The organism is Facklamia sp. P12937 (assembly GCF_050409505.1).
Lineage (GTDB): Bacteria > Bacillota > Bacilli > Lactobacillales > Aerococcaceae > Facklamia.
In genome coordinates this window covers 98,554-121,232 of the sequence record NZ_JBNUPI010000001.1, presented here as the reverse complement: position 1 = coordinate 121,232, position 22,679 = coordinate 98,554, and the positions used below count along the sequence as shown (strand labels likewise).

The 22,679-nt window shown below is 34.2% G+C and carries 26 protein-coding genes and 2 pseudogenes; 22 read left to right on the top strand and 6 right to left on the bottom strand.

Annotated features, from left to right (window positions below; translation table 11 throughout):
• Nucleotides 1-5 precede the first annotated feature (5 nt).
• The gene (locus ACQV2R_RS00625) at nucleotides 6-905 is read right to left on the bottom strand and encodes a VOC family protein (protein WP_428872714.1); all 900 of its coding nucleotides are present in this window, start codon (nucleotides 903-905) and stop codon (nucleotides 6-8) included.
• Between the two features lie 3 nt (nucleotides 906-908).
• Nucleotides 909-1,868: a VOC family protein gene (locus ACQV2R_RS00620; RefSeq protein ID WP_428872715.1), complete on the bottom strand. Its 960-nt coding sequence runs from the start codon at nucleotides 1,866-1,868 to the stop codon at nucleotides 909-911.
• A 336-nt stretch (nucleotides 1,869-2,204) separates the two neighbouring features.
• Here ACQV2R_RS00620 and ACQV2R_RS00615 point away from each other — a divergent pair.
• From ACQV2R_RS00615 to ACQV2R_RS00595, 5 genes and pseudogenes are all read left to right on the top strand, one after another.
• A pseudogene (locus ACQV2R_RS00615) lies at nucleotides 2,205-2,345 on the top strand (FeoA family protein); the annotation flags it as partial.
• Nucleotides 2,346-2,373: 28 nt separating this feature from the next.
• Nucleotides 2,374-2,715: pseudogene (locus tag ACQV2R_RS00610) on the top strand (FeoB small GTPase domain-containing protein).
• 468 nt (nucleotides 2,716-3,183) lie between these two features.
• Nucleotides 3,184-4,050 (top strand): D-alanyl-D-alanine carboxypeptidase family protein, encoded by an 867-nt coding sequence (locus ACQV2R_RS00605; protein ID WP_428874910.1) that lies wholly within the window; start codon nucleotides 3,184-3,186, stop codon nucleotides 4,048-4,050.
• 95 nt (nucleotides 4,051-4,145) lie between these two features.
• Nucleotides 4,146-4,292, top strand: a complete 147-nt coding sequence (locus ACQV2R_RS00600) for a hypothetical protein (RefSeq protein WP_428891671.1) — start codon at nucleotides 4,146-4,148, stop codon at nucleotides 4,290-4,292.
• A 2,153-nt stretch (nucleotides 4,293-6,445) separates the two neighbouring features.
• On the top strand, nucleotides 6,446-7,384 hold the full coding sequence (locus ACQV2R_RS00595) for a linear amide C-N hydrolase (RefSeq protein WP_428872722.1): 939 nt from the start codon (nucleotides 6,446-6,448) through the stop codon (nucleotides 7,382-7,384).
• 102 nt (nucleotides 7,385-7,486) lie between these two features.
• Here ACQV2R_RS00595 and ACQV2R_RS00590 read toward each other — a convergent pair whose 3' ends face one another.
• A complete protein-coding gene (locus tag ACQV2R_RS00590) occupies nucleotides 7,487-8,140 on the bottom strand; it encodes a metal-dependent transcriptional regulator (RefSeq protein WP_428885247.1) in 654 nt (217 codons plus the stop codon).
• A 229-nt stretch (nucleotides 8,141-8,369) separates the two neighbouring features.
• Here ACQV2R_RS00590 and ACQV2R_RS00585 point away from each other — a divergent pair, with 229 nt between their 5' ends.
• The 12 genes from ACQV2R_RS00585 (at nucleotide 8,370) to ACQV2R_RS00530 (ending at nucleotide 16,703) form a co-directional block, all read left to right on the top strand.
• Nucleotides 8,370-9,101, top strand: coding sequence for a metal ABC transporter ATP-binding protein (locus ACQV2R_RS00585; protein WP_428872724.1), 732 nt, complete (start codon nucleotides 8,370-8,372; stop codon nucleotides 9,099-9,101).
• 10 nt (nucleotides 9,102-9,111) lie between these two features.
• A complete protein-coding gene (locus tag ACQV2R_RS00580; protein WP_428873005.1) occupies nucleotides 9,112-9,942 on the top strand; it encodes an iron chelate uptake ABC transporter family permease subunit in 831 nt (276 codons plus the stop codon).
• Nucleotides 9,939-10,871: a metal ABC transporter solute-binding protein, Zn/Mn family gene (locus tag ACQV2R_RS00575; RefSeq protein ID WP_428874906.1), complete on the top strand. Its 933-nt coding sequence runs from the start codon at nucleotides 9,939-9,941 to the stop codon at nucleotides 10,869-10,871. The genes ACQV2R_RS00580 and ACQV2R_RS00575 overlap by 4 nt, the downstream gene beginning before the upstream one ends.
• Before the next feature lie 362 nt (nucleotides 10,872-11,233).
• Nucleotides 11,234-11,776, top strand: coding sequence for a ribonuclease domain-containing protein (locus ACQV2R_RS00570; protein ID WP_428891670.1), 543 nt, complete (start codon nucleotides 11,234-11,236; stop codon nucleotides 11,774-11,776).
• A 13-nt stretch (nucleotides 11,777-11,789) separates the two neighbouring features.
• Nucleotides 11,790-12,053, top strand: coding sequence for a barstar family protein (locus ACQV2R_RS00565; protein WP_428872727.1), 264 nt, complete (start codon nucleotides 11,790-11,792; stop codon nucleotides 12,051-12,053).
• A gap of 104 nt (nucleotides 12,054-12,157) precedes the next feature.
• Nucleotides 12,158-13,285 (top strand): radical SAM family heme chaperone HemW, encoded by a 1,128-nt coding sequence (gene hemW / locus ACQV2R_RS00560; protein ID WP_428891669.1) that lies wholly within the window; start codon nucleotides 12,158-12,160, stop codon nucleotides 13,283-13,285.
• Between the two features lie 131 nt (nucleotides 13,286-13,416).
• A complete protein-coding gene (locus ACQV2R_RS00555) occupies nucleotides 13,417-13,596 on the top strand; it encodes a hypothetical protein (protein WP_428872730.1) in 180 nt (59 codons plus the stop codon).
• A 66-nt stretch (nucleotides 13,597-13,662) separates the two neighbouring features.
• Nucleotides 13,663-14,271, top strand: a complete 609-nt coding sequence (locus tag ACQV2R_RS00550) for a hypothetical protein (RefSeq protein ID WP_428874904.1) — start codon at nucleotides 13,663-13,665, stop codon at nucleotides 14,269-14,271.
• Nucleotides 14,272-14,309: 38 nt separating this feature from the next.
• Nucleotides 14,310-14,717 (top strand): GNAT family N-acetyltransferase, encoded by a 408-nt coding sequence (locus tag ACQV2R_RS00545; protein WP_428891668.1) that lies wholly within the window; start codon nucleotides 14,310-14,312, stop codon nucleotides 14,715-14,717.
• 120 nt (nucleotides 14,718-14,837) lie between these two features.
• Nucleotides 14,838-15,212 (top strand): GntR family transcriptional regulator, encoded by a 375-nt coding sequence (locus tag ACQV2R_RS00540; RefSeq protein WP_428891667.1) that lies wholly within the window; start codon nucleotides 14,838-14,840, stop codon nucleotides 15,210-15,212.
• Nucleotides 15,213-15,214: 2 nt separating this feature from the next.
• Nucleotides 15,215-16,078 (top strand): ABC transporter ATP-binding protein, encoded by an 864-nt coding sequence (locus ACQV2R_RS00535; protein ID WP_428891666.1) that lies wholly within the window; start codon nucleotides 15,215-15,217, stop codon nucleotides 16,076-16,078.
• Nucleotide 16,079: 1 nt separating this feature from the next.
• Nucleotides 16,080-16,703 (top strand): ABC-2 transporter permease, encoded by a 624-nt coding sequence (locus ACQV2R_RS00530; RefSeq protein ID WP_428891665.1) that lies wholly within the window; start codon nucleotides 16,080-16,082, stop codon nucleotides 16,701-16,703.
• A gap of 54 nt (nucleotides 16,704-16,757) precedes the next feature.
• On the opposite strand, the gene ACQV2R_RS00525 is transcribed toward ACQV2R_RS00530, so the two are convergent.
• Nucleotides 16,758-17,165 (bottom strand): helix-turn-helix domain-containing protein, encoded by a 408-nt coding sequence (locus ACQV2R_RS00525; RefSeq protein ID WP_428891664.1) that lies wholly within the window; start codon nucleotides 17,163-17,165, stop codon nucleotides 16,758-16,760.
• A gap of 193 nt (nucleotides 17,166-17,358) precedes the next feature.
• Here ACQV2R_RS00525 and ACQV2R_RS00520 point away from each other — a divergent pair, with 193 nt between their 5' ends.
• Nucleotides 17,359-17,685 carry a hypothetical protein gene (locus tag ACQV2R_RS00520; protein WP_428891663.1) on the top strand — a complete coding sequence of 109 codons (327 nt, stop codon included), beginning with the start codon at nucleotides 17,359-17,361 and terminating at the stop codon, nucleotides 17,683-17,685.
• A gap of 89 nt (nucleotides 17,686-17,774) precedes the next feature.
• On the opposite strand, the gene ACQV2R_RS00515 is transcribed toward ACQV2R_RS00520, so the two are convergent.
• On the bottom strand, nucleotides 17,775-19,082 hold the full coding sequence (locus tag ACQV2R_RS00515) for a ClC family H(+)/Cl(-) exchange transporter (protein ID WP_428874901.1): 1,308 nt from the start codon (nucleotides 19,080-19,082) through the stop codon (nucleotides 17,775-17,777).
• A gap of 223 nt (nucleotides 19,083-19,305) precedes the next feature.
• On the opposite strand from ACQV2R_RS00515, the gene ACQV2R_RS00510 reads away from it, so the two are divergent.
• Nucleotides 19,306-20,205, top strand: a complete 900-nt coding sequence (locus ACQV2R_RS00510; protein ID WP_428872743.1) for a magnesium transporter CorA family protein — start codon at nucleotides 19,306-19,308, stop codon at nucleotides 20,203-20,205.
• 42 nt (nucleotides 20,206-20,247) lie between these two features.
• Here the strand turns inward: ACQV2R_RS00510 and ACQV2R_RS00505 are convergent, their stop codons facing one another.
• A complete protein-coding gene (locus ACQV2R_RS00505; protein ID WP_428872744.1) occupies nucleotides 20,248-20,730 on the bottom strand; it encodes a hypothetical protein in 483 nt (160 codons plus the stop codon).
• A gap of 92 nt (nucleotides 20,731-20,822) precedes the next feature.
• Here ACQV2R_RS00505 and ACQV2R_RS00500 point away from each other — a divergent pair, with 92 nt between their 5' ends.
• From ACQV2R_RS00500 to gloB, 3 genes are all read left to right on the top strand, one after another.
• Nucleotides 20,823-21,341 carry a GNAT family N-acetyltransferase gene (locus ACQV2R_RS00500; RefSeq protein ID WP_428872745.1) on the top strand — a complete coding sequence of 173 codons (519 nt, stop codon included), beginning with the start codon at nucleotides 20,823-20,825 and terminating at the stop codon, nucleotides 21,339-21,341.
• Nucleotides 21,342-21,449: 108 nt separating this feature from the next.
• Nucleotides 21,450-21,947, top strand: a complete 498-nt coding sequence (locus tag ACQV2R_RS00495) for a methylated-DNA--[protein]-cysteine S-methyltransferase (RefSeq protein ID WP_428891662.1) — start codon at nucleotides 21,450-21,452, stop codon at nucleotides 21,945-21,947.
• A 14-nt stretch (nucleotides 21,948-21,961) separates the two neighbouring features.
• Nucleotides 21,962-22,666, top strand: coding sequence for a hydroxyacylglutathione hydrolase (gloB, locus tag ACQV2R_RS00490; protein ID WP_428872747.1), 705 nt, complete (start codon nucleotides 21,962-21,964; stop codon nucleotides 22,664-22,666).
• The last annotated feature ends 13 nt before the right edge of the window (nucleotides 22,667-22,679 follow it).

Sequence of the window (22,679 nt, the reverse complement as noted above, 5' to 3'; positions counted from 1 at the left end):
CTCGCCTAATCCACTATAAATTTAGGCAAAGATGACTCGATTTCTGAACGCTTAGACTCAAACTGTTCAGGTAGTTTTAATTGACTACCTAAATGATCGAAATCTTCATCTACTTGGAAGCCAGGTTCTTTAGTAGCAAATTCGAAAATGATGCCACCTTTTTCTCTTAAATAAATCGATTTAAAGTATTTACGATCTTTGACAGGAGTCAGATGATAATTCGCTTCTTTTAAATGGTCATGCCAAGCTTGAAGGTCAGTCAATCGATCAACTGACCAGGCTACATGATGAACAGTGCTTATGCCAAAACGTCCTAGTGGTTGTGCCTTTTTTAAAAGTAACACACGGTGTTTTTCAGGTCCACTTAATTCGATGTGTAGGTATTCGTCAGCTTCTTCAACCAATTTGGCCCCCATTTCACGTGTTAACAAGTCAAGAGTCCCTTGAGGGTTGGTAGATAGGAGTACCAAGCCATAGAAACCGATAATTTCATTATTGTCTGAGCTTGTCTCTGCTTCGACTAAAGCAATATCTAGATCATGAGGATCTGAAAATTCTAAAGTGGCTGCAGAGAACATATTACTCTTATGATAAGTAATCTCATGTTTTTCTAATTGATTTTGCCAAGCTGTGAGGCTGCCCTTAGGAATAGAAAAAGCAATTCTTCCGACTTGCCCCCCGCCTTTTGTCCCTTTATGGTCATTATCCCATGGGAAGAAGGTCATAATTGTTCCATTATCAACCTTCGAATTCGCAAAATAGGTATGATAAACAGAAGGGTCATCAAAATTGACAGTTTGCTTAACAAGTTTTAAACCGAGGACTTTTGTATAAAAATCGTAGTTTTCTTGCACATTACCCACTATGGCACTAATATGATGAATACTTTGAATTTTATCAACCATGATTTATTCCCCTTTCCAAACAGTATCAAATGGGCGAACTTGACTTTCGATTGATTCTCTTTGACCTTCTAAGAATGGTGGTAAAGATAAGATTTCACCCAGATTCTCATAAGATTCGTCTCCCATAAAGCCAGGTCCATCAGTAGAGATTTCAATTAAAATGTGACCGATGCGAGCGTATAAAGCCTTAAAGTAATAGCGATCAACCAAACCAGAATTTCCAATTTCTAATTTTTGGTAACGATCTGCCCAAGCTTGAATCGCTTCGTCATCGGCTACTCGGAAGGATACGTGGTGAACAAGTCCATAACCTTGCTGCACTTGTGGAGTTTCAACGTCTTTGCGTAGAATAACTTGACCACCGTGTCCGCCTTCACCAACTTCTAAGAGTGCAACATCGTCATGTTCTTCGACAATACGCATTTCATAGATAGTTGTTAAGGCAGCTTTGAATTCTTCAAAGTAACCGACAGTAATTTCAATAGGCCCAAGGCCGTAAATAGCAAATTCTTCAGGAATAGGACCGTTTTTCCAAGGAATTCCTCCAGGGATACCCTCATTATTTTCATCTGAGAAGATTTGATAGGCTTGGCCATCTTCTTCTTCAAAAGCTAATACTTTGCTACCGAATAATTCTTTAATACCTTCATGTTTAACATTTTTTTCTTCAAAACGTTTTAAGTAATATTCTAAAGCCTCATCAGATTTTACACGCAAACCAATACGGGAAATTGAGTTTGTTCCTTTAACGCCTTCTGGTAAGTTAGGAAAATCAAAGAAAGTTACATCCGTACCAGCATTTCCACGGTCATCAGCAAAAAAAGTGTGATAAGTATGGATATCATCTTGGTTAACTGTTTTCTTAACCAAACGTAAGCCTAAAGTTTTTGTCATAAAGTCATAGTTTCTTTCTGCGCTATTTGTCATAGCTGTCACGTGGTGGATTCCTAATAAGTTGTTCATAAAATTTCCTCCTTTAAATTTAGAGAGTCAAAGCATTTAATAAGATTCGATTTTGTTATCTCGAATTCGAATTAAATTTAACATGAATGAACAGAAAATGCAAGCATTTTGTCTCGAATTTTACATTTCGCATTGTTTTATTATTTATTGAATGGTTTTTAGTATAAATTAAGAGTGTGAAGTTGATAAGGAATGTGTCTTGCAGTCAGTCTGTAATTTGCTAAAAGTGTGACGATCGAAATGTTATCTTATGATAATGAAGATTTTGTAGCTTTTAGTCAGCTGAAAGTCAAATTGAGAGCGAAGCTTATAAAAGTAGAAAGTGAAACTTAATTTAGAAAGTGCATTAGGGATATGGGAATTGCAAAAAATGCAATCATTGAGCTTGTTAAATTGGCACCTTTAGGAGATCCACTCGAAATTCGAGTGAGAGGTTATCAACTTTCGATTCGTAAGAGTGAAGCTGAATTAATTTAAACAACTCTTTTATCGGGAGGAGCGAAGCATGCGTAAAATTACCTTATTAGCTAATCTTAATTGTGGGAAGACCACACTTTTTAATCTGCTCACCGGATCTAATCAAAAGGTCGGAAATTGGCCGGGCGTGACGATTGATAAAAAGAGGGCTAATTTTAAACGAATCCTACCACGGTCATTGTTGATTTACCAGGCATTTTTTACCTTCCTATATAAAAGAAACTTTGTCACACGACTATCTATTAGATGAGCAGGCTGATATGATTTAAATGTAGTAGATGGGAATAGATTTGAAAGAAGTTTTTATTTAACTATCCAATTATTAGAGTTAGGAATCCCACTGGCTATTGTAGTGAATAGGGCAGCATAAGTTAAAAAAAGCATTGAATTAGATTCAATAGTTTTATCAGAATTCTTTCATTGAGTTGTTCTTTTCATTTCTGTTAATGAATTTTAAAACCCTTATGATTCTTTTCATAATTGTAGGAGGTTTAATTTATCTCCTAAAAAAGAATGGTAATCTTTTAAAGCCGGAAAGAACAAGTGGACATCTTGTACTGTAACGGATTGTCCTTTGGCCGGATTGAATGTTAAAACACCCACCAATATAGTAGGATGTTCCTGTGATAAAGTATCTGATGAAGAGCGACTAGTTATTCAAAGAGAAATTGCTCAGGCCAAAGTTAAATTTCAAAAAAATTAATAACTAACAGCTCTACTCTTTATATTGGTTTAGGCTGTTTTTGAATTAAAATAGAAATTTCCGTTCTTGACTTGACCGACTTTGAAAAGTATGAGACTCTAAAAAAGAAATAATAAAATAGAGAGGGCGTTTTGGATGCGAGATTTATCTTTTTTTAAAAAATCGATAATAATACTTACACTGATCAGTCTTGTAAATCTTTTGTATCCATATCAAGTCCTGGCTTTGGAGGCTTACTATTCTAAAAGTATTTATGTTTATAATTTAACAGAAGACAAAACCGAGCTGTCTTTAAAAGCCAACGTCTCTCGTAAACCTGCTTCCTTAGTAAAAATTATGACAACACTTGTTGCACTAGAACATATCGATAATCTATCAGCCTATGCTCCAGTGGATGAAGCCAGTTACTATCAGGCCATAGAAGAAGGCGCAGCTATGGCGGGTTATTATCCTTATGAGTCAACCACTTTTCGTGATTTGCTCTATGGCACCATGCTTCCTTCAGGAGCTGAAAGTGCAAATTCATTAGCACTTAATGTAGCCGGATCCAAAAAGACTTTTATTAAGTGGATGAATGAAAAAGCTGAAGAATTAAAATTAAAAAAAACTAAGTTTAAAAGCGTGGATGGCATGGATCAAGCAGGTCAAGTAACTACTGCTAAGGAAATCGCTATGTTATTGAAAGAAGCTTTAAAAAATGGTCATTTTGAAGCAATCTTTAAACGTAAAGACTATTTATCGACGGCAACTAATGCCCATCCCTCAGGTGTTTATATGGAAAGTACTGTTTTCAAAAAATTGCGGGAATTTTATCAAGACGGTTTTGAGATTACTGGTGGCAAATCTGGTACTACCTATGGAGCCGGCTTATGCTGGGCCACTTTAGCTGAAAAAGATGGTAAAGAATATATAGTGGTTGTCATGGGTTCAGAATTAAATGATCTTAATAACCGAGTAGAAGGACAAGTGCTGGATACACTTAAAATTCTTTCAGAACTATAGTAAAAAACGGAAGAAAACTTATAAATAATATTAAAAAGGACTCTCAAAATGTACTGACCTCCTAAATCCGAACACGGAATTAGGAGGTCATATGTATGTTTAAAGATAATTTTGACTGGCGACTAAAGGTAGTAATAGAAAAGGAAAAGGGTGACGAGCGATGGAAGAAAAGAGCCATCGCGAAGATATGGATTGAGTTTTGCAAGCTTCAGGAATTAATTGTTTATCAGAAACTGCTTTAGAATCTTTTCTAAAGTGTGGGATAGCTTCAATGTTAATGAGGGTAAAATGTTCAAACTTATAACGCTATTCCATCGTTTTCAAGAGGTGAATTTATAGTAGATAATCCCGAAGACATAAAGAAAGTTCATGAGCTAGACTTAGAAACGGGGCAAAGGCTGTTCCCTGGTCGACAAGTTTGAGTAGTTACACAAGCAGACAACGAAAATGCATTCCTATATAATCACATTGTTATAAACAACCCGAATCCAATTGGTGTATCAAACTATCAAGATCTAATAATCGTTGGGTAAATATACAGCCTAAGCACGACGAAATACTAGGAGAATTTGGTGCGAATGTAATTACTTATCAAAAGATAAAGCGATTAATTGTAGAACGATTAGCGAAATTAAAACTGCTGACAAGGGTAAATGTGTTTGGAAAGACGATTTAAGAGAGAATCCTAGAATCCCTAGCCAATTCTGAAGTTGTGACCATGAAGAAGTTTAAAGAGGATATATTATTAAATTATAAAGTAGATGCGAGGGAACGAAAGCATGGTAATTTATCCTATTAATTTATAGACGAAGATTTTATAGAGCAAAAAATAAGAGCTGATAAATTGGGAACTCTTTATGCTAAAGAAAAACTTCACTTAGCTATTGAATGAAATACGCAAGGTCAACCAAAGCCCGCAGGAAAGAAAACTGCACAAAAGAAATCGTCAGCAATAAAACGCTCACCAATCACACAAACGTCTCTAATAAACGTACAAGTGGTAGAAAACGACGGAAACAAAGATTATAGCGATCTGTTCAAAGAAGAACCTACACAAACAACAAAAAAGTTAAGAAGAAGGTTAAACCTAAAAAAGAAGATACACCAGCTTTTAAACCAGCAAATAATGAAGATTTTTACGATGTAAAGAGAAAGTCTGCTAAATCGATAGAAGACGTACAAAAAATAGTAAAAGAAAGATACGGGGAAGCTTTGATAGATAGCAAGTACAAAGAAACACTAGAATATAAGATAACTAAAGCCAAGGAGGAAGAAGCAAAAAAACAAGAACTACGTGATAGATAATTATTTACTTAATATCAAAAAATAAAAGTAGCTCTCAAAAGCTGAAAACTACTTTAAACAAATATTAACTTTACAACTTAAGACAGCTAACTAGCTTGAATACTCTGAGGACAGCCACCAAATAAAGGTAAATAAGTGAGTAAACTTATAACAGCCGTAAGAATACCAGCTATTTTATAAAACTTCTTTTTTCATTCATCACTTTCCTTATACCAAAGAAAGACAAAAATACCTAATAATATAGAAGATAACACTAAAATATTTTAAAAATAGAAAAAAAGAATTCATTAAAAGTTAGTTTATAACTCTAACTTTTTGGAATCACCTTATAGCCACTTTGATGTGGCTGTTTTTATCTAGTTTAAAGCTTTTTATAGATTGCTCTGGATACTTTCAACGTATGATTTTTGTGTTCACCAATTTTAGTAAATTTATTGGCCTCAAGTTAATTGACTAGATAGTTGATATATTATGCTTTAAGATCAATTTCTGTAAGCTAGCAGGCAATCCAATTGGCTGGAAGAAATTGCGTGTGGTTTCAATAGCTGTTTTTTCTTATCGTCTGATCTTTTTTAACCGTTAAAACTTTACTAATGATGATTGAGAAGGTATCGATAGGATTACCATTAAAAGCAGCAGTCATAAATTACTCCCACCAATGACTGCCCCCCTCCTGTGGTTAAAATAAAGTTCAAGCTTTCAGATTTTATTTTATCTACTGTTTTCAGAAGTTTTTCATAATATGAGATTGCACACAATCTCATAGACTTCACTCCAGTGACTTTGCCTCAGAATGATTACTATTTTATCGAAGCTAGCAACTTTTAGACAGTTTCTCAGCCAAAAATGATTAATACTCTGCTATTATTGGGAATTGACTGGACAATAATGTGTCCTAATTAAATGAGAAATGTGATGGATTATAAAATATGAAGTTTCTAATCGTCATAGCTAAGCCTTCTGTTATTTAATTTTTAAAGTAACAATCTTTTAAAAGCACTTTTAACGCTTATCGGATCTAATAATGCTATACTGAGAATTCGAGCTGATCATTTAGTCGGTTGATACTAAAGATAGAAAGGAAATATCTATGTGTACAGGAATTAAAATTAATTACCCCGGCGGACATGTTGCAGGACGAACAATGGATCTGGAAGCACCCGTTGACTACAATATACTTTACTTGCCTAAGGGGTATCCGGTAGCTGAAAATTTGCTAGGCGGCTTTCACCATTCTCAATATAAGATGCTTGGAGTTGGTTTTCGAAATATGGACCCTTTAAAGGATGGGGTCAATGAGCATGGTCTGATTGGAATCACCAATGATTTTGGAGGATTTGGCTTATATGATAATCAAGTAGATAAAAAGAAGAACAATGTTTCTGCTTTTTATTTTATGAATTATATCTTAGGTAATTGTCGCAATGTTGATGAAGTCTTAGCGATTTTACCGACCGTTCACATCTCAAGTCATGATATGAATGGAAATAAAGTCATCACACCAATTTTCCACTTTATGTTTTCAGACAGTCAGCAAAACTGCATTGTGGTTGAGCCTGAAAAGAAAAAACTAAAAGTCTACCAAAATCCTTATGGTGTCATGACCAATGCACCAAAATTTCCTTCTCATCAAAAACTCTTGCAAACTACTTTTAATCAAGAAAATTTGAACCAATTTAATGCTGCTAAAGACCTACCTGGTGGATATGATCCAAAATCACGTTTTTTAAAAGCTTATTATCTAGCACAACAAACACTTGATAATCATGACAGTCAGTCTGCCTTTGGCAATCTTTACCGCGTCTTATCTTCTGTTGCTTTACCTAAAGGCTTTATCCCTAACAAAAAATATCATTCTTACACACATACTGTTTATTTATCTGCTTATGATAGTCCATCAAGAAGGTTGACCATTCAATCCGCTCAAAATCAAATGGTTTATTCAATAGTTTTTGATGACATCGAAGATTTAAATCGAAGACAGGCTATATTCTTGCCGGCTGGATTTACTTATCAAACACTTAAATAAATTAAAAACGCTGGAAGTTATCCAGCGTTTTTTTATGGTGATAGGATGCGAAAGTGGGTATATTTTATTTGCCAATAGACTCATCTTTAATAGTCTTAGAAATTAAATTTTTTCGCAGAAAATCAATTCTGCCATATCGAAACTAAAATAGGCTGTTTGATCATCGTTATATGAAAAAATAAAAATACGATTTGTGTCATCAATCTTATCTAGGTGAATTCTTTGATTTAATTCAAGATTAATTTGTTGTAAGTATTCTAGTAGTTCATGTTTATCGATACAGCGACGAAACACTAGGTGGTCACCTTCACTAAATGATGATAGAGGTGTCCGATAAACTTCTTGATAATTATCAATTGTGGGAATAATACTTCCATGAGGACAAAATTTTGGATAATCTAGCAGTTTTTCTAATTTATCAAAAAAATAGTCACTTTCTAAATGTTCAATGGTTTCAGCATCGTTGTGAACTTGCGTGATGTCATATTTTAAGATTTTCATTAAAAAAAGTTCGGCAATGCGATGTTTACGCACAACCTTAATCGCACTTTCTAATCCTTGTCTGGTTAAACGCACTCCTTTATAGGCGATGGATTCAACAAGATTGTCTTCAACTAATCGGCTAATCATATCGGTTACAGACGGAGCTGAAATATTTAAGCTGTCCGCAATTAATTTATTTGAAACATATTCTTCACTACCGTTCAAACTGAAAATCGCTTTAAGATAGTTTTCTTTGACATTGGATCGTTTCATTATCTCTCCCTCTTTCATAAGCTTTTAATACCTTAGTCTTTCTTAGTGAATTTTCTTAGTAAATTTAGTATAACACAACTACAATTAACTAGACTAAAATAGTTTTTCACCAAACAAAATTATGATATAGCAATCACAAAACAAAAATATTAGACCCTCCTAAATAATTTATTGCTTAAAGGTAAAAAATAGTGTACACTCTTACTAGTGAAGAAAGGAGTATATATATATGATTCAAATTAAACATTTGAATGTTGATTATTTTGGGCACAAAGCACTAGTCGATGTGAACCTTGATATCCCATTTGGATACAGTGAGGGTATTATAGGGCCGAATGGCGCTGGAAAATCAACCTTAATGAAAGCAATGTTAGGAATTATTCCTAGCAGTGGAAAAGTGACTTATAATGGCGAGGACATTAAAAATAAATTAAGAAAAATTGCCTATGTTCCTCAAAAAAGTGACTTAGACTTAACTTTTCCCATTACAGTTGAAGATACTGTTTTAACAGGAACTTACCCTAATTTACCATTATTTAAAAGACCAGGTAAGAAGGAAAGAGAAATTGTGGATTACTGTTTGGAGCAAGTAGTGATTGAGGATATTCGAAAAAAACAAATTAGTAATCTATCTGGTGGTCAGCTACAAAGGGTGTTTATTGCTCGAGCACTGGCTCAACAAGCAGAAGTTTTCTTTTTAGATGAGCCTTTTGTTGGGATTGATCTCAAAAGTGAGAATATTATTGTGGACATTTTGAGGCAATTGCGCAGTGAAGGGAAATCGGTATTAGTGGTCCATCACGATCTTCATGAGGTGCAGTCATACTTTGATCGACTTTTAATTTTAAATAAATCAGTCATCGCTGAGGGAGCAGTTAAAGAAGTGTTTACTAATGCGAATATTCAAGCAGCCTACGGAGGCTCATTAGGAAATGTTCAAATAAAAGGGTTAGGTGATTAAATTGACAGAAGTGTTTTCTCAACTCTTTGACCTACCTTCCTATGTTATTAATGCAGGTTTATCCGCAATTTTTTTAGGGGTAGTGTCTGGAATTATAGGTAGCTTTATTGTTTTAAGAAAGATGGCCTTGATGGGAGACGCATTATCGCATGCGGTATTACCTGGGGTAGCTCTTTCCTATATGTTTGGTATTAATATGTTGTTTGGAGCATCGCTTTTTGGGATTTTTGCTGCTGTTCTAATTCAATATATTTCAAAAAAATCTAACATTAAAAGTGATACTGCGATTGGCATCATTTTAAGTTCATTTTTTGCTTTAGGAATTATCTTAATTAGTCAAGCACGAAGTGGAATCGATTTAAATCACGTCTTGTTCGGTAATATTTTAGCGGTTCCGAATTCTGAGTTAGAACAATCTTTTTGGGTACTCGTTGCTGTGATTATTATTGTAAGTCTCTTTTATAAAGAGTTATTAATTTCATCCTTCGATCCTGTTGTTTCGAAAGCATATGGACTCAATACGGATTTCTATCATTATTTATTAATGCTTATGTTGTCCGTTGTAACTGTCTCCTCACTCTCCCAAGTAGGAATTGTGTTGGTTATTGCTATGTTAGTTATACCAGCTGCGACTTCCTATTTATGGACAAATAAACTAATCCATATGATTCTATTAGCCTCAATAATTGGAGCTTCAATGGGACTAATCGGAACATATATAAGTTTCCAAAATAATCTGCCTACGAGTTCAGCAATTGTCTTGTTGGGTTCACTAGTTTTCTTAATTTCATTTTTTGCTTCACCAAAAAACAATTTTTTTAGAAAGGAAAAAGTATCATGAAAATATTTAAAAAATTTATTGCATTGACTCTATTATTATCTACTATCTTATCAGGAATTGGAGGGGGGGTAAAAGCCCAAGCCGCTGAAGATAAAAGCCTAAAAATCGTAGCAAGTTATTCAATCATCGCTGATATGGTTAAGAATATCGTTGGAGAACATGGAGAAGTCTATAGTTTAGTGCCAATTGGAACAGACCCTCATAGCTATGAGCCGTTACCAGGAGATGCTCAAGAAGTATCTGAAGCTGATCTCGTTTTTTATAACGGATTTAACCTCGAAACAGGAAAAGGTTGGTTTGATGATTTACTTGATGTAACTGATAAAAAAGATGTAGCTTTTGCGGTGACTGAAGAAGTAGAACCTATGCATTTAACAGCTGAAGGTAAAGAAAATGAGCAAGATCCTCATGCTTGGCTAGACGTACAAAATGGCATTAAATATGTTGATCTTATTGCTGAAAAAATAATTGAAGCTGATCCAGAGCATAAAGAAGAGTATCTAAAAAATAAAGAAGCTTATACCAAAGAATTAGAAGATCTAGACCAATATGCAAAAGATGAAATTGCTAAAATTCCAGAAGATCAACGAATCTTAGTTACTTCAGAAGGAGCTTTTAAATACTTTTCTAAGGCCTATGGCTTTGAAGCAGCTTATATTTGGGAAATCAATACAGATAATCAAGGAACACCTGACCAAATGAAGCGAATCTTAGATATTATTAATGAGCGTGATGTGAAAGCCTTATTTGTTGAAACATCAATCAATCCTAAAACAATGGAGACAGTTTCTCAAGAAACAGGAATTCCTGTTAAATCGAAAATCTTTACAGATTCATTAGCAAATGAAGGCGAAGAAGGAGATACATACATCACAATGATCAAATGGAATGTTGACCATATTGTGAGTGGTATTCTTGAAACGGAATAATTATAAGATTTGCTAAAAGAACTAACTACATTTATCTTAGGGAGAGCTTAGGATATATTAGAAATTAAGAAACATTCTACTTATACACGTTCATCGGATGCATGAGGTGTTCGGTAGATTATATTATAGGGAGAATAAAATGCGGTTGAGTATTTATACTCGACCGTTTTTTATATGGTAATTGGATATGAGTAGCAAATATATCCTGTCTTGCAAAAATCAAGATCTATGTGGTGGTGTTTGCTGAAAGTAATCCAGAATCTACCGATAATTAAAAAACTTTAACTCTTAAATAAAAAGAATAAATATGCGAAAAGTATGCTAGTATCTATATGTTGCTGAAATATTTTTTGGAGGAATGCATGAAAACGAAATGTAACTATTTATTAAGCTTATTAATACTTTTTCTAGCCATCTCTTTAAGTGGCTGCTTACAAGTTGAAGAGTTTTTGCAAGAATTCACTGAAGAACCAGTCAGTGAACAGTTAGCAAGTGATTCCAGTAAAACAAGCCGAGAGGGTTTTACAGAATTAAAAATTGAAACAGATCCATGGCTTAACCAAGAAAATACGAGCGAGGTCGTTCAAGAAGAAGCGTTTTATTATAATCTAGAACAAGTCGCTGCCTATATTCATCAATATAATCGATTGCCAGCTAATTATATAACTAAGGAAGAGGCAACTAAGCAAAACTGGTCAACTGCTGATCCGATTTATGTGATTGGTGGCAATCGATTTGGCAATCGAGAGGGCAAATTACCTAAGAAAAAAGGAAGGCAATACTATGAAGCTGATATTCAAGCAGGGTACAGTCACCATCGTGGATCTGAACGAATCGTGTATTCTAATGATGGGCTGATTTATTACACTGACGATCATTATGATAGTTTTAAGCAGCTTTATTGAAAGGATGAAGAGTATGAAAATTATATTAGATGGCCAAGCCTTTACAGACAAGGAGACGACTTATTGCTATTTGATTGATCGATTAAATTTGCCCCACTACACGGGTCATAATTTAGATGCTTTATGGGATGTCCTAGGAGATAGCCGTCCTTTAGAGATTGAAATATACCGTGCGCGTTTAATTTTGGACCAACTCAATGATTATGGCCGTTGGTTGCTCGATTTGTTTGGGGATGCTTCAATTGAAATGGAACATCAAGTGACTCTTCATTGGTAGAGTATTTGGGAAGGCAATCGTCTTCTCTTTTTTAAGAATAAGTACTATTAAATTTAAATCAAACTCGTTATAGTAGAATGAGAGAATTAAAGGTGGGAGAAGCTATGCAAGAAACAATTGGACTCTATATACATATCCCTTTCTGTCAAAAGAAATGCCATTATTGCGACTTTTTAACCTTTGTGGATATGGAAGAGAGAATGGATGAATACGTTACCTACTTAATTAAAGAAATGGCTCTTTATAGTGGAAACTATCAATTAGACACAATTTATTTTGGTGGCGGAACACCTTCTTATTTAGAAGCTGAACAGATGGTTAAGATTATGGAAGGGATCCAGAGTCATTTTGTGATTCTTTCAGATTGTGAGATTTCGATTGAAATGAATCCCGAATCTGTCACGGAAGAAAAAGTAAAAACCTATTTAAAATATGGGTTTAATCGCTTTTCTATGGGAGTCCAGTCCTTTGATGATGCAACCTTAAGAATGATGGGGCGTTTACATGATCGTGAAACAGTCTATCAAAAGATTGCTTTATTAAAAGACTTAGGTGTTAAGAAATTGGGAATTGATTTGATGTTTGCTAACCCTAAACAGGACATGGATGTTTTAAAAAGGGACATAGAATTAGCTATGCAATTACCGATTAATCATATTTCTTATTACTCCCTAATGATTAAAGAGAACACACCTTTTCAGCGTTGGGTGTTAACTGGACAGATGCGCGTTTTAGACGATGAAATTGAAAGAGAAATGTACCATTATATCCAATCAGAACTGACAAAACATGGTTTCCACCAATATGAAATTTCCAACTTTGCCAAAGGTGATGTTGAAAGTCGCCATAATAAAAAATACTGGCAGTTGAAGAATTATTTAGGAATTGGTTTAGGAGCTTCTTCTAATATTGATTTCGTGCGTTTTGTTAATCATCGACGTTTTGATGATTACTACGGCATGATTGATCAAGGCGAATATCCTATTCAGATCAGTGAAAAGCTTTCTTTGGAAGATCGCGAAAAGGAATATATTATGTTGAACCTACGTTTATTAAAAGGGTTTGAATTTAGTGAAATTAATCAGCACTTTGGTATTGATTTTTTAACCAAGTACCAAGCAGTCCTGTCTAAACATAAAAAGTTAGGCTTGATAGATTACGATAACCAGGGTATCTGGTTTACTGAGAAAGGCTTGGATGTAGGCAATCAGTTTTATTTGGATATTTTATAAAAATGAATTGTTAAGCTTTAAAACATAATTTTTTGTTTTTGAAGTATCAGTCTTAAGTATGATAAAAAAAAGATGTCGTTTGATTAAAATGTAGAAAAATACAATTATAAATTATTTATATGGAGGTTAAAATGACTTTAAAACAAAAAGCGAACACCCTTTCACTAATAGCTATTTTTCTATGTATACTCTCTATCTTAAAGATGATGGGTATTGAAAATATCGTTGCCGAAGAATACTTTTTATTATCAGCAGGATGCTTTCTAGCTTATATAGGAATCAAATTAGATCAAGATCGTAAAATAAAATGAGTTGATTTAAAATCTAACGGTTAAGTTGTGCAATCAATTTTTTGGATATTTTATAGGAGGGGTATATTGGAAGTTAAACGGGTCAATCATTATCTAGATGACCGCTTTAATGAGGAAGTCTTAAGTCAGCACGGAGCCTTTTTGATTGATAACCAGCCCTATAGTGTCCATATTATCAATGGACATACGGCCCGAGTGCTAGGAAAAGAGGCCAATCATTTTCCAGCTTTAATTGAAGCTTTTCGCTTTTATGCTGAACATATAGATACTTTTCTCGATAAAAACAATCAAATAATTAAACAATTTCAACCGGTTAAACTTTTTTATTTGGAACTGGATCATATTCAGCCTTCGCAGTTCTATGTAGATAAGGACAAATTGCAGGCTATTTCATCTTTTATCAGAAAACAGACAGATATCATCATACCAGTTACAAAAATGAACAAGAGATGGGTCTCTTTAGACGGGCATAGCCGTTTGGCTTATGCTGTAGAAAATGGCTTTAAAACGATTCAAGTTTATGAAACAGCTGCTGATGAGGGTTTGGAATATTTTGTCAAAGAGGCAATAGCTCGTGACATATTATCACCTTATGACTTAAAAGTTTTGACACATGATGAATATCAAGTCCAATGGAATCAGTTTTGTGATGATTATTTTTCGTCGTTAAACTAAGCCGATTTTTTAAGTTTATAAAGTAAGGAAGGATTTTAATGAACGATATTGAAATTAGAGAAGATGGACTGCTTCCATTTGAGCAAATTTTAGCTCTTTATGAAAATGTTCGTTGGACAGCCTATACTAAAGAACCAGAGCTTTTAGAAAAAGCTATCCAAAACAGCTTAAAAGTTTGGACAACTTGGGAGGGTGATCAACTAATTGGCCTAGCACGTGTAGTAGGGGATGGGCTAACCATTATCTATATTCAAGATATTTTAGTACTTGAAGATTATCAAGGACAAGGTATTGGTAGTCAGTTATTGCAGAAGATATTAAAAGAATACCAAGCGGTGCGGCAAATTATATTGATGACTGACGATACTGATAAAACACAAAGTTTTTATAAGAAAAATGGTTTATTTAGAACAGACGAGTATCAGTTAGTAACCTATATGAAATAAAAGTCTAAGTCTCCAATTCTTTATTATAAGAATGGAGGCTTTTTTATGGAAAAAACTTGTCAAAAACAACCGTTGTGTATATACTGTATATATACACAACAGCTAAGGTGAGGTGAATCAATGAACATTTTAATATCCAAGTTAAATCCCAAGCCTATTTATGAACAGATAAAAGAACAGATTATCCAAGCCATTTTAAATGGGGATGTGGAAGAAGGAGACTTACTTCCTTCGGTAAGGGGCTTAGCAAAAGACTTAAAAGTCAGTGTAATAACGACCAAAAGAGCTTATGAAGACCTTGAAAGAGAAGGTTATGTTACTTCAGTCGTCGGTAAAGGAACTTATATTGCTCAACAAGACCACGACTTTATTCGTAGGAAATACTTAAAACGAATGGAAGAATTAACTAGAAAGTTATTAGAAGAAAGTGAAATGATCGGACTGAGTTTAGAAGAGATAAAGGAAATGGTCGAAAGGATTTTTAAGGAGGTTTAATAATGGAAGAGTTCGTGATAGAAATGGATCAAGTTTCAAAAACATATACTGATTTCTCAATTAACAACTTGGATTTAAGAATACGTAAGGGGTACGTCACGGGTTTTGTTGGACCCAATGGTTCCGGAAAAACAACCATTATCAAGATGATTATGGGGCTTATTAAACCAGAATCCGGTTCGATTAGAATTTTCGGTAAGGATCTAAAAAAAGATTCGGTAACGATAAAAGAACAGATAGGCTTTGTTTATGCGGAAAATTATTTCTATGATCACTTAACAGTCGAAGAAACGGGAAAAATGATCGCCCCTTTTTATAAAAAATGGGATTGGGAAACCTACTGGTCTTACACCCAATCATTTGGATTATCAAAAGCTAAAAAAATAGAAGAACTCTCAACGGGTATGAAAGTAGCGCTTTCTTTAGCCATTGCCTTATCACATGATCCTATGTTGATTATTCTTGATGAGCCAACTTCTGGGCTGGATCCTATCGTAAGAAATAGAGTTTTAGATATTTTGTTTGACTATATCCAAGACTCTGAAAAGTCTGTTTTTTTCTCAAGTCATATTATGACAGATATAGAAAAAATAGCTGATCATATTTCAATGATTCATTATGGAGAACTGATTATTAATAAAGAAAAAGATTATCTCCTCAACCAATACAGGTTAGTGAAGGGACCTAAAGAAATTTTAGACGACGAGCTCAGGAGCCAATTAATTAATTGCCGAGAAACATCAGTCGGATTTGAGGGCCTTTCGTCAAACTATGAGCTATTTAAAGAATTATTTGGAGAACAAGTGATTATCGATCCGGCTAATCTTGAAGAGATAATGGTTAATTTATTTGATGAAAGGAGATAGTATGAAGGCTTTAATCCATAAAGAATTTATTTTAAATTCTAAAAAAAATTTACTGATTTTTATGGCTATATTTTTTGTGGGATGTGTTCTATCCGATTCATTTCAAATTCCAATCATTTGTCCCGTTGTTTTGACAGTTTGGTACCCACTAATTATGAATGAAAAGGAAAATTTTAAGAAATCGGGAATGCTTTTAAATAGTTTACCTATTGAGGCTGAAAAAATCGTCTTAGCTAAATATGTTTACACTATTTTGATGGGGACGCTATTTTTTATTAGTTTTATTTTACCAAATTATCTTTTACCCGAATTCAAGGCCTACTCTCCTAATGAAGTTTTAATTGCCTTTACTTATTCAATAGGTTCGATCTCATTTTCATACTTTGCATATTATGTTATTGGTAAATTTTTTTACCAAATATGTAGTTTAATGTCTTTCTATTTTTTCTTTTTTTTAGCTAAAAGTGAAGGAACTCTAAATGAACCATTATTTGCTCCATTTACCAATTTTTCCAATCAATTTTCTTTTCAAGAACTACTCATGCCATTGTCTGTTTATATCATTCTATCACTCAGTCTTTCTTACATATTAGCTGCTCGATCTTATAGCAAAAAAGATTTTTAAAGCGAGTTTCATTAAGAAAGATAACATTAAAGATTTTTCTTAAATGTTGTCTTTCTATTGATTTTTACGATTTTTGTGTAAAATGACTTGTACAATATACCCTAAACTTCCCCCAGCTATAGCAGACAAGAAAGCCATCCAAAAGATCTCATCCTCACGAAAACGGTTCGCTGAATAAGCCCAAACGCCAACTAAAATGAAAAAAGTTAAGGCAAAGGCTAGAATAAAGAGTGGATTGTTACTTTGAAAAGCTTGAAAATCGCCTAGACTATCTTTTAGGATGGAGTCTGTTGAAGTTTTAAAAACTTCACTCAAAGCTACAATGTTTTTGAGATCTGGATTACTTTGATTACTTTCCCATTTAGAAACAGCTTGTCGCGAGACATCAATTTTATTTGCCAGTTCTTCTTGAGACAAGCCTTGCTTCTTCCTTAAAGTTTGAATACGCTCACCAATAGTCATAATAAATTCCTCCTATTTAAACTTTCCTTAATTTTATCAAAAGACTTAGCTGCTTATCTAGCAACTATAGTTGGCAAAGTCGCAAGGAGTGGTTGAATTAAAAAAATAATGGCTTCTTTTTCTTTTAGGTCCTAAGTCTGATTAGCTTGAAAACTTAAAATAGTATAATTAAACCATAGAAAGGAAGATGAATATGATCCCACTAAATATATATGTGCAAAGTGTTGAAAAGAATTTTTGGATTTATAATTTTGTTGCTTCTTTTATTTATTTTGCTATTAATGGCTTTAATGCTTTAAGTAATTTCATTCTATTTCCACTAGCTATTATGTTAATTATTTATATTTTAAAAGAACGTTTGAGGTCAACCGCAGATACCCAATTTTTAGGATTTTACCCTCTAGGTAAAGATTTTGGTAAATTAGTTATTGCTTCAATTATGAACTATGTTATATGGCAGGTATCAGGCTTACTCTTCTTTGTTGCCTTAGTTTATTTATTGTGGAAAGAGTATCACTAATCCATTAAAACGAATGGTTCGTTTAAACTGAGCAAACATAGTGGGGTCCCCTTAAATGTACCATGTAATATAAAAAGTCTGTTTTCTCTTTATTGAGGAACAGACTTTTTTGTATGATTGAAGTGAGTTTGATTAAGTAATATCAGATCAAGTAGGCTTTCACAAATGGGAGGACTTGCTAGTAACTCAGCGACTAAGTAGCTAAGATAAGTAACCAAGGTGATAGGAAATAACCATGGGAGAGAAACACCTGTCATTTCAAGAATTAAAAAAATACCAGAAAGGGGTGCTCTGACAATTGCAGCAAAATGTCCACTCATCGCAAATAAAGAAAGATAGATGATAAGGTCAGAGGGAATCAATCCTAAATTGTACAATAAACTGCCATAGAGATTACCTAATATAGCTCCAATAGATAATAATGGAAAAAAGATACCACCGGGCATGCCTGAACAAAAAGCGAATGCTAATAATAATATCTTCATTGAATATAAATAAGATAGGTAGTTAGGATTAGGGTTCGCGCCGATTGGGAAACTTATTAAATTAGCTCCAGAACCAAATAAATTACGGTCAAAATAGAGTATAATAGCGGTTAATATAAAAGGTAGGATTGATTTTAGCCATTGAGGAATTGCTAAAACCTGTGAAAGACCTTTTCCCTGGATTATTATCCAATTAAACAATACACCAGAAAGACCCGTAATAAGCCCTAAACCAAGACAAGTTATCAATAAATTATCTGGAAGTTCTGCTTGTCTAAGCAGAATAATAGAAGGTTGATTTCCTAAAATGCTATTAGCTGTTTGATTAGCAAGCAGCACGATTATACCGGCATAAATAAATAATTGCCTACTTGTTTTATAGAATAAACCTTCTAAGATAAAAGATAGCCCTGATAAAGGTGCATTGAAAGTAGCCGCCATTCCTCCTCCTGCTGCACCAGCTATTAGGTAACGACTGATAGAAGAATCGCTATGAAAAAACTTACTCACAACTTGCCCGATAGTAGAGCCGATTTGAATAGATGGGCCTCCTCTTCCTAGAGTTAAGCCGGAGCCAATAGCAGCAATTCCACCAAAAAATTTGTAAATTAAAACGGTGAGCCCATTTTGATTTAAATGCTTGTGAAGAAGGCCATTTATTCGTGGGACACCTGACCCTCCGATAGCTGGTTCCATTTTTAAGCTAAAGGCGGTAAAAAATCCCAGACCTAGCATAAACAAAGCATAAATAATAAGATTTGTTATATTTTGATGCGAGAGTGATAATAAGGAGTATGAAAAATTTGCAAGATGATTGATAAGAAGATTAAAAGCTGCTATTACACAGCCAGTTATTAATCCGGTAAGGGCGCAGAGCAAGAGCGTTTTGATTGAAGTATAAGTGTTTTTCATAAAAAACCTCCTTTTTTATTCTAGGGCATCTTATTTTTTTTGACAAGTGCTTGTTAATTGAAGGTTATACATTTAGCGAGTGATATAATAGTATTTGAAGTGAAAATTCACTTATAATAAAGTGGGGTCAACGATTAAATAGTTTGAATATAAAAAAGAGCATTCTTGAGCAATTTAAACCAAGTAAATGAAATTTCTAAACAATTTAAAGGAGACTGAATAGATGGTGAAAGATGTTCATTGGCAATTATTTCAAGGGTTAGCCGAGCAAGAGTTGGAGAATATCTGTGGAAAGTTAAACATTCCTAACGACTACCTTACAAGCGTCAACGATCCTTTTGAAATAGCGCGTATAGAAGATGGGGTTAATATCAAAGGGCATTCGACTTACCTAGTCGTTTTACAGTACCTACTACCACAATCTAATAATTTGGAAGAATGCGAATACAAGACACGAGCTATTTCGCTAGTAAAAGTGGAAGACCAGCTGTTTGTGAGTCTCAATGAAGATCCTCAGTATTTTTCAGATCTTTTTAAACAATTTGATCGAAATATTCAATTAAGCTATGAAGAGATGATAATGAAAGTTTTTTGGAAAATTCAAAACGAAACCATTAAAGTTTTAGCTTGGGTGCATGAAGAAATTGAAGACATGCAAAAAGATATTGAGTATTCTTCTCAAAATAAAGAACTTTACCGTCTTATGAGACTTGATAAAAGCTTGGCATATATAAAAACAGCCGTGCATAATAATCGAATAATTCTGGAAAAAATTAGTCAGGATGAAAGATTTCAGTCTGTGCCTGCTTTGAAGTCTTTAATGCATGATGTCTTGATTGAGTCGTATCAGGCCGAATCAATGGTTAATGAAGGGATGCGAATCACCGGTCAATTAAGTGATCTATTCTCGAATGTAATTTCCAATAATTTGAATAATGTAATGAAAGTTTTAACCTCGATTACGATTATTCTTACGATTCCGACAATTATTGGAGGACTGTGGGGAATGAATGTACCACTTCCGTTTGCAAATAGCGAAGCGGGATTTTTTATGACAATTCTATTAAGCTTAATAATCAGTATCGTTGTTGTGTTTTGGTTAAAATCTAAAGATTATTTATAATTAAGCTTCCAAAAAGCCAGACAATGATTGTCTGACTTTACTTTAAGGACGTGTAACATCTTGAACATCTACTTCAATATTTGCTTCTTTTAAATGGGCGATTAGTTTGCCTTCATCATTTAAAGGAAAAGATTGGGCAAAATACTGCTTATTGGCTTTTCCTAATAGATTGATACGGTTTTTTTTAAGATCTCTAGTTAAAACAACACGATCGACCTTTGCAAAAGAAATTGGAATCATTACGGATAAAGTTCCTCTGAAAATAGAAAAATCATTTTTTGAGATACCTCTAGCTAATGGGCCCGAGATAAAATAAAGAATGGCTGAAGCAATCAATAAATAATGCCACCTACTAGTTGCAAATTGAAAACCAATCCAAACTAACAAACCGATGGTTATTAATTGAGTCCAAATCCAGTAGCTTTGAGTTACTTCTACAAAAAGATTGCGACTTCTTTTATAAAAATGATAACTACTACCAGCGATTAAAGCGATAGTCAAGAGTATGGATACAATGTCTTTCAAAAGATCACTCCTTAAATTTTGCCTTAAAATAACTATACCATTCTTGAAAGCAATAAGCTATTAACATTTATAAGAAAAGGAACGATAATCAAATGTTTTTAAAACAACCTGATTTAAAAGATATAGATAGAATTGAAGCATTTTTAGACAGTTATCCTGAATCTGATCAATGGATTGCTGGGACTTCTAGTCTTCACCGATATCATGGAAAATTAGACCAGTGGATTAATTTAATGAAGAATTGGTCTCAAGGGAAGGAACTACCTGTCGGTAGAGTACCCGTGATTCAATGGCTATGTCTTGATGAAAAAGGAACAATGATCGGTGCCATTAATTTACGTCCTCATCTGAATGACTATTTACTTCATTCTGGGGGTCAGATTGGTTATGTGGTTCATCCAGACTATCGGTTTAAAGGTGTAGCAAGTTGGATGCTAGGTGAGGCCTTGAAGAAAGCCCATGAACTAGGAAATGAACGCATTCTAATTACTTGTAGAGCCAGTAATAAAGCCTCTCAAGCGACCATTAAAAAGTGGAAGGGTGTATTGGAAGACCAAAGAATAGAAAAGGGTGTAAGGGTAAATCGTTATTGGATTGACTTACCGAGTTAACTTAGAAGGTTTAAAGGATGTCAGTATCTTCAATTAAGATTCGGTTTTTATTCATTTGTAGATGTTAATTTGTTAGGATAAATTGAATGAAAGATCAGGGGAGTTTTGTTGATCTCTACGATTTATGATAGTCCGATTGGACGATTACAACTTTTAGTAGACCAAGAAGCGCTCATTGGCCGATGGTTCAAGAACAAAGGAAGGGTGGAAGAAAATTTACCGGACAATGTGCACTTTATTTCCTGGTCGAGACCTGAATTTAAACCCTATATCAATTGGTTAGAAAGCTATTTCCGCGGACAAACTAACTCTGCCATTATTTTTTCCTCTCAATCCAATGAACCAGACTGTTTTTGGCAAAACGTTTGGCGAATATTAAAGAAAATTCCTTACGGAAAGACAATGACTTATAAAGAGATAGCGAAAACTATTGAAGCCGAAACTAAGCAAAAGGTATCTGCTCAAGCAGTAGGAGGGGAAGTGGGAGCCAATCCTATTTTGTTGCTCATTTTTTGTCATCGAGTGATCTCAGCAACAAATGCTTTGACTGCTTATAGTGCAGGGACTGATAGGAAGATTTGGTTATTAAATCACGAAAAAGTTTAGAAAGGATGAGACTGATGCAAATAAAAGCAATTCCTGCTTTAGAAGATAATTATATTTGGGTAATTGAAAAAGAAGATGAAGTTATTGTCGTGGACCCAGGAGAAAGTGAACCTTTAATAAATTACTTAAAAACATTAGGCTTAAAAGTCAAAGCGATTCTCTTAACGCATTTTCATGAGGACCACGTCGGTGGATTGAGCGAATTGTTAGCCAGTCAAAAGCATGCGGTGACCGTTTACGGACCGATTGAAGTTGAAGAAAGAGTTAATCAAGTGGTCAAAGGGAGTGACCGGTTGGAGATAAGTGGTTTAGAGTTTGAGGTGCTTAAAACACCAGGGCACAGTGCTGAGCATGTGTCATATTTACTGGGGAAGCATCTTTTCTGTGGTGATGTTTTATTCTCAGCGGGTTGTGGGCGTGTATTTACTAATGATTATCAAGCGCAATATGACAGTCTTCAAAAAATAAAAGACTTGCCTGATGAAACGCAACTTTATGCTGGACACGAATACACTTTAACCAACTTGGCCTTTGCTTTAACCATCGAACCTGACAACCAAAACTTAATGAACCAGCAACAAGCTGTCAAAGTTTTAAGGTCCAAAGGCTTACCGAGCCTCCCGACTAGTTTAGCTGTTGAAAAGGAAATTAATCTGTTCCTACAAGCTGAAAGCTTGAAAGATTTCATCCAATTAAGAAAAGCGCGTGATCAATTTTAGAAAGGAAGAAGGG

Excerpts from the sequence above, each read along its gene's own strand:
- ACQV2R_RS00510 (WP_428872743.1), top strand. The coding sequence starts at position 19,306 with ATGGTGAAAGATGTTCATTGGCAATTATTTCAAGGGTTAGCCGAGCAA.
- ACQV2R_RS00620 (WP_428872715.1), bottom strand. The coding sequence starts at position 1,868 with ATGAACAACTTATTAGGAATCCACCACGTGACAGCTATGACAAATAGC.
- ACQV2R_RS00595 (WP_428872722.1), top strand. The coding sequence starts at position 6,446 with ATGTGTACAGGAATTAAAATTAATTACCCCGGCGGACATGTTGCAGGA.
- ACQV2R_RS00555 (WP_428872730.1), top strand. The coding sequence starts at position 13,417 with ATGACTTTAAAACAAAAAGCGAACACCCTTTCACTAATAGCTATTTTT.
- ACQV2R_RS00575 (WP_428874906.1), top strand. The coding sequence starts at position 9,939 with ATGAAAATATTTAAAAAATTTATTGCATTGACTCTATTATTATCTACT.
- ACQV2R_RS00545 (WP_428891668.1), top strand. The coding sequence starts at position 14,310 with ATGAACGATATTGAAATTAGAGAAGATGGACTGCTTCCATTTGAGCAA.
- ACQV2R_RS00585 (WP_428872724.1), top strand. The coding sequence starts at position 8,370 with ATGATTCAAATTAAACATTTGAATGTTGATTATTTTGGGCACAAAGCA.
- ACQV2R_RS00520 (WP_428891663.1), top strand. The coding sequence starts at position 17,359 with ATGATCCCACTAAATATATATGTGCAAAGTGTTGAAAAGAATTTTTGG.
- ACQV2R_RS00530 (WP_428891665.1), top strand. The coding sequence starts at position 16,080 with ATGAAGGCTTTAATCCATAAAGAATTTATTTTAAATTCTAAAAAAAAT.
- ACQV2R_RS00590 (WP_428885247.1), bottom strand. The coding sequence starts at position 8,140 with ATGAAACGATCCAATGTCAAAGAAAACTATCTTAAAGCGATTTTCAGT.
- hemW (WP_428891669.1), top strand. The coding sequence starts at position 12,158 with ATGCAAGAAACAATTGGACTCTATATACATATCCCTTTCTGTCAAAAG.
- ACQV2R_RS00515 (WP_428874901.1), bottom strand. The coding sequence starts at position 19,082 with ATGAAAAACACTTATACTTCAATCAAAACGCTCTTGCTCTGCGCCCTT.
- ACQV2R_RS00570 (WP_428891670.1), top strand. The coding sequence starts at position 11,234 with ATGAAAACGAAATGTAACTATTTATTAAGCTTATTAATACTTTTTCTA.
- ACQV2R_RS00600 (WP_428891671.1), top strand. The coding sequence starts at position 4,146 with ATGTTTAAAGATAATTTTGACTGGCGACTAAAGGTAGTAATAGAAAAG.
- ACQV2R_RS00525 (WP_428891664.1), bottom strand. The coding sequence starts at position 17,165 with ATGACTATTGGTGAGCGTATTCAAACTTTAAGGAAGAAGCAAGGCTTG.
- ACQV2R_RS00535 (WP_428891666.1), top strand. The coding sequence starts at position 15,215 with ATGGAAGAGTTCGTGATAGAAATGGATCAAGTTTCAAAAACATATACT.
- ACQV2R_RS00540 (WP_428891667.1), top strand. The coding sequence starts at position 14,838 with ATGAACATTTTAATATCCAAGTTAAATCCCAAGCCTATTTATGAACAG.
- ACQV2R_RS00500 (WP_428872745.1), top strand. The coding sequence starts at position 20,823 with ATGTTTTTAAAACAACCTGATTTAAAAGATATAGATAGAATTGAAGCA.
- ACQV2R_RS00565 (WP_428872727.1), top strand. The coding sequence starts at position 11,790 with ATGAAAATTATATTAGATGGCCAAGCCTTTACAGACAAGGAGACGACT.
- gloB (WP_428872747.1), top strand. The coding sequence starts at position 21,962 with ATGCAAATAAAAGCAATTCCTGCTTTAGAAGATAATTATATTTGGGTA.
- ACQV2R_RS00625 (WP_428872714.1), bottom strand. The coding sequence starts at position 905 with ATGGTTGATAAAATTCAAAGTATTCATCATATTAGTGCCATAGTGGGT.
- ACQV2R_RS00605 (WP_428874910.1), top strand. The coding sequence starts at position 3,184 with ATGCGAGATTTATCTTTTTTTAAAAAATCGATAATAATACTTACACTG.